General features: G+C 39.5%; 3 protein-coding genes. 2 read left to right on the forward strand and 1 reads right to left on the reverse strand.

Going from position 1 to position 3961, the window contains the following annotated elements; translation table 11 throughout:
* A partial coding sequence (locus CWC18_RS19065) for an IS5 family transposase (protein ID WP_138675882.1) occupies positions 1-456 on the reverse strand: 456 nt, incomplete at its 3' end.
* Between the two features lie 1248 nt (positions 457-1704).
* On the opposite strand from CWC18_RS19065, the gene CWC18_RS19070 reads away from it, so the two are divergent.
* A complete protein-coding gene (locus CWC18_RS19070; RefSeq protein ID WP_138675883.1) occupies positions 1705-2886 on the forward strand; it encodes a DUF1611 domain-containing protein in 1182 nt (393 codons plus the stop codon).
* On the forward strand, positions 2883-3941 hold the full coding sequence (locus tag CWC18_RS19075; RefSeq protein ID WP_138675884.1) for an alanine/ornithine racemase family PLP-dependent enzyme: 1059 nt from the start codon (positions 2883-2885) through the stop codon (positions 3939-3941). Before CWC18_RS19070 ends, CWC18_RS19075 begins: the two co-directional genes overlap by 4 nt.
* Positions 3942-3961: the final 20 nt, after the last annotated feature.

Below are 3961 nucleotides of genomic sequence, written 5' to 3' on the forward strand. Positions count from 1 at the left end.
CGCATCTACGGCCAAGTGCAATTTTCGCCAAGTTCGGCGCTTAGTCGCATGATGTTTTCTCGTATGCCATTCTCCATTTCCATACACTTTAAGGCCCGTGCTATCGACTACAATATCTATAAAGCCTTTGCCTGCGCTCTTTCTATACTGCACATCAAGTGTTTTACTACGTTTGCATAAACAGCTATAACACGGTGATTGCAGCGAGGTATCCATCATAGTGAGCAAGGAATTTACAAACCCCTCTAAGGCCCTAAGTGGCAAATGGAATACGGCCCTTAAGGTTAAACAGGTTTCAATTGCTAAATCAGAATAGTGATTTGAACGACCACGGCCACCATGTTTTTCGGTATTCTGCCACTTTGAGATGGCACTATCACTTAGCCAAATATTGATGTTACCGCGTTGAACTAAAGCACGATTGTACTGTGACCAATTCCTAATTTTCTTCTTCATTTCGCATCATGGGTTAAGGCATTTAATGATCTGATCGCACCAAACTAAAGAAGGTCAACTATTTAGGAAACAACGTCGTGTACAGGCTAAAGTACCCCCAGAATAAGCCTTTATAGCTTTGTTGTTACTGAAAAGCATCCCATTATTCTGGTTGACTGGAGCCATGCCGATACTCAGAACAAGCACTGTATTCTGCGAGCAAGTATTGTTAGTGAAGGCCGCTCTCTAACTCTCTATCAGAAAAGTGCTTTTAGCTATCAGTATCATTGTCCAAAAGTCCAAAAATACTTCTTAAAAATGCTCAAGCTGCTCTTGCCGAGTGCGTGGTACTGTTCACCTAAAAGCCCAGCAGAGTAACGACTTTATCTCATGCCAGTCATTATTCAAAAGTAATCGACGTAAGAGCCACTATCTTGGCGAGGTCGAACTGACCAAAAGTGCAAAATATCACACCCATGCGGTGCTGGTTGGCAAGGGGCATAAGCTATTAAAAAGGGATAAGAAACGCGTTTATAAGGAACCTTGGTTGCTCGTTTCTTCCCTTGTAAAAAGACATAATTTTCTCGAAAAAGTGCTCAAACTATATGGTATGAGAATGCAGATAGAGGCAGGGTTTCGAGACCAAAAAAAGCGTTCGATTTGGCTTAGGCTCAGATCTAAACAGAACGAATAAACTCAACCGATTAAATATACTGTTACTGTTAGCGACGTTGGCCCATTGGTTTTCGATGATACTTGGTGCCGTGATAGATAAAGCAGGAAAAACGGGCGCTTTCCAAGCTAACTCAACCAAAAACAGGCGAGTGGTTTCGTGGGCATTTATTTGTTGGACTACGATACTTCCAAAAACAGTCATTTAAACTACGACGGCGAGACTACTTAGAGGGGCTAGTCTATTTCATACAGGTGGTAGTACAACTTAACTGGAAAAATATGGATGTAAGTGATGTGATTGAAAATTAATGACTATTTTTGGGGATCCCTTAGCCTTCTATGTCTGATTTTGAAAGTAAGCAGTTCGCTGGGCACTAACCCGCTCAAACAAACAACTCGAACTATTACTTTTAATTCATAAGATTAAATTTTAAATATAATTAAATTTGACTTTTAGCTATCTTCTGTTCAAAAAATAGACTAATGTAAACATCCCCCAACTAACTTAGTGGGGACTACTTGTACCTCTTCCGATTTGGCGCTTCGGCATGCACAGATTGCCCTCTAAGTAATTTCTACATTAGAGGTGTTATTATGAATAAAAAGTCACTCAAGGCAGATGTGCCTTTTTCTCAGCAGTCTCACGTATACAATAACGAGCAAAATCAACTTAACTCTTTCATGGAGCTAGATGTTGTTCCAACTGCGATTATTTATTGTGAAGCTAATTTCACGAAAAGTGATGGTAAAACAGCGAATGGGCTTATAAGACAATCATCTAACTTTAGAATACTCTCCGTCATTGACAGCGAAATGGCGGGTTTAGACTCTGGGTATGTTTTAGATAATAAAAGAAATGGCATCCCGATTTACTCAAGCTTAAATGAAGCATTTGAAATGGCAAATGAACCTGTCAACTTTTTCATTTACGGTTTAGCACATTCAAATGGTTTGCTATCTACAATAGACCGTCAAGTTATGTTAGAAGCCATTACATGTGGTATGAATATAGTCAATGGATTGCATCAATACTTAAACGACGACCCTGAATTCATAGCTGTAAGCAAAAAATATGGTGTTTCACTTTATGACATCAGAAGACCCGTAAATAAAAGCAAATTACAAGTTTTTAGAAATATTCTTAAGGAAGTTTCCTGCCCAAGAGTTGCTATAATGGGAACTGACTGTGCAATAGGAAAGCGCACCACAGCAGTAACATTAAGTAATGCGCTGACAAGATATGGCTTAAAAGTCGTCTTCATTGCAACAGGTCAAACCGGTATTATTCAAGGTAGCCCCTATGGTTTAGTGATGGATTCTATAACTGCTCAATTTTGCCCTGGAGAACTTGAAGCTGTCATCCATCGTGCTTATAAAATTGAACAGCCCGATATCATCATAATTGAAGGTCAAGGCGCTTTGAGTCATCCTGCATTTTCGACCAGTGCAATGATCTTAAGAGGAAGTGCACCTCATGCTGTCATATTGCAACACGCTCCGCATAGGAAAGAGCGGGTCGATTTTAAGGATATGCCAATGCCTAAGCTTTCATCTGAAATAGAGTTGATTGAAAGCTTTGCGGAAACAAAGGTTATCGGCATATGTATTAACCATGAAGCAATGAATGAAATGGATCTTGAAGAATACATATACCGTTACTCTAAAGATTTCTCGGTCCTCGTAACTGATGCATTAAGCCGTTCAAGTATGTTTTTAATTCAAATGATATTAATAGAGTTTCCTCATTTGCGAATAAAAAGACCTACACTACAGTGAGTAACCCTCGGCTGCAAATCGACGGTAATAAAATAGCAGAAAATGCAGCACTTTTAATAAAAATGCTCAAACCTCTAGCAATCGATGTTGTGGCTGTTACTAAAGTATTCATGGGTCACCCAGTTATTGCGCGGCTCTTAATAGATGCCGGTGCAACTATCCTAGCCGATTCAAGAATTGAAAATATTGAAAAAATGCGACGAGCCGGCATTACAGTGCCCATAATGTTGATAAGACCTCCGATGTTGAGTCAATTAGAACGGGTTTTGCTGAACTGTAATATAAGCCTGAATACAGAGATTTCTACCATACAAGCGCTTTCTGCGTCCGCAAAAAACCTCGGAGTATTCCATCAAGTCATAATCATGGTAGAGCTTGGCGATCTAAGAGAAGGAGTTATGCCAGACCATCTTATTGAGATAATCAAAGAAACTCGCTCATTATCAAACATCCGTTTACAAGGTATTGGTGCTAACTTGGCATGTAGATATGGTATCGCACCCGATCACCACAATATGACATATTTGGCCAAATTGGCGTCTGATATGGAAACGCACTTTAAACTTAAGCTAGACATTATTTCAGGCGGAAATTCAGCAAATTTATTGTGGGCGTTTAGTTCAGACAATGTCGAACGTATAAATCAATTACGTTTGGGTGAGTCTATTTATTTTGGAGTAGAAGCACTCAATAAACGCCGTATTAGCGGCGCACATACTGACACGGTAAAACTCATTGCTGAAGTGATTGAATCGAATCAAAAACCATCCATTCCTTGGGGCAAGCGTCATAAGAATGCTTTTGGAGAACAAGATGATATTATTGATAGAGGTGATGTTGCACAAGCAATACTTGCCTTAGGTAGGCAGGATGTTGACCCTCATGGGTTAATCTCTCCAGAGGGATTAACAATCATATCGGCTAGCAGTGATCATATTGTAATTGAAAGCAATAACATGCCTTTGGAAATAGGACAGGAAATTGAATTTAAAATTGACTATGTAGGGTTATTGTCAGCCATGACCTCACCGTTCGTAAAAAAGTATTTTACTTAGCTGTATTAGTTCAGACAAGA

Source organism: Pseudoalteromonas aurantia (assembly GCF_005886875.1).
Lineage (GTDB): Bacteria > Pseudomonadota > Gammaproteobacteria > Enterobacterales > Alteromonadaceae > Pseudoalteromonas > Pseudoalteromonas aurantia_A.

Coding starts and splice junctions, on each gene's coding strand:
- CWC18_RS19070 (WP_138675883.1), top strand. CDS start 1,705: ATGAATAAAAAGTCACTCAAGGCAGATGTGCCTTTTTCTCAGCAGTCT.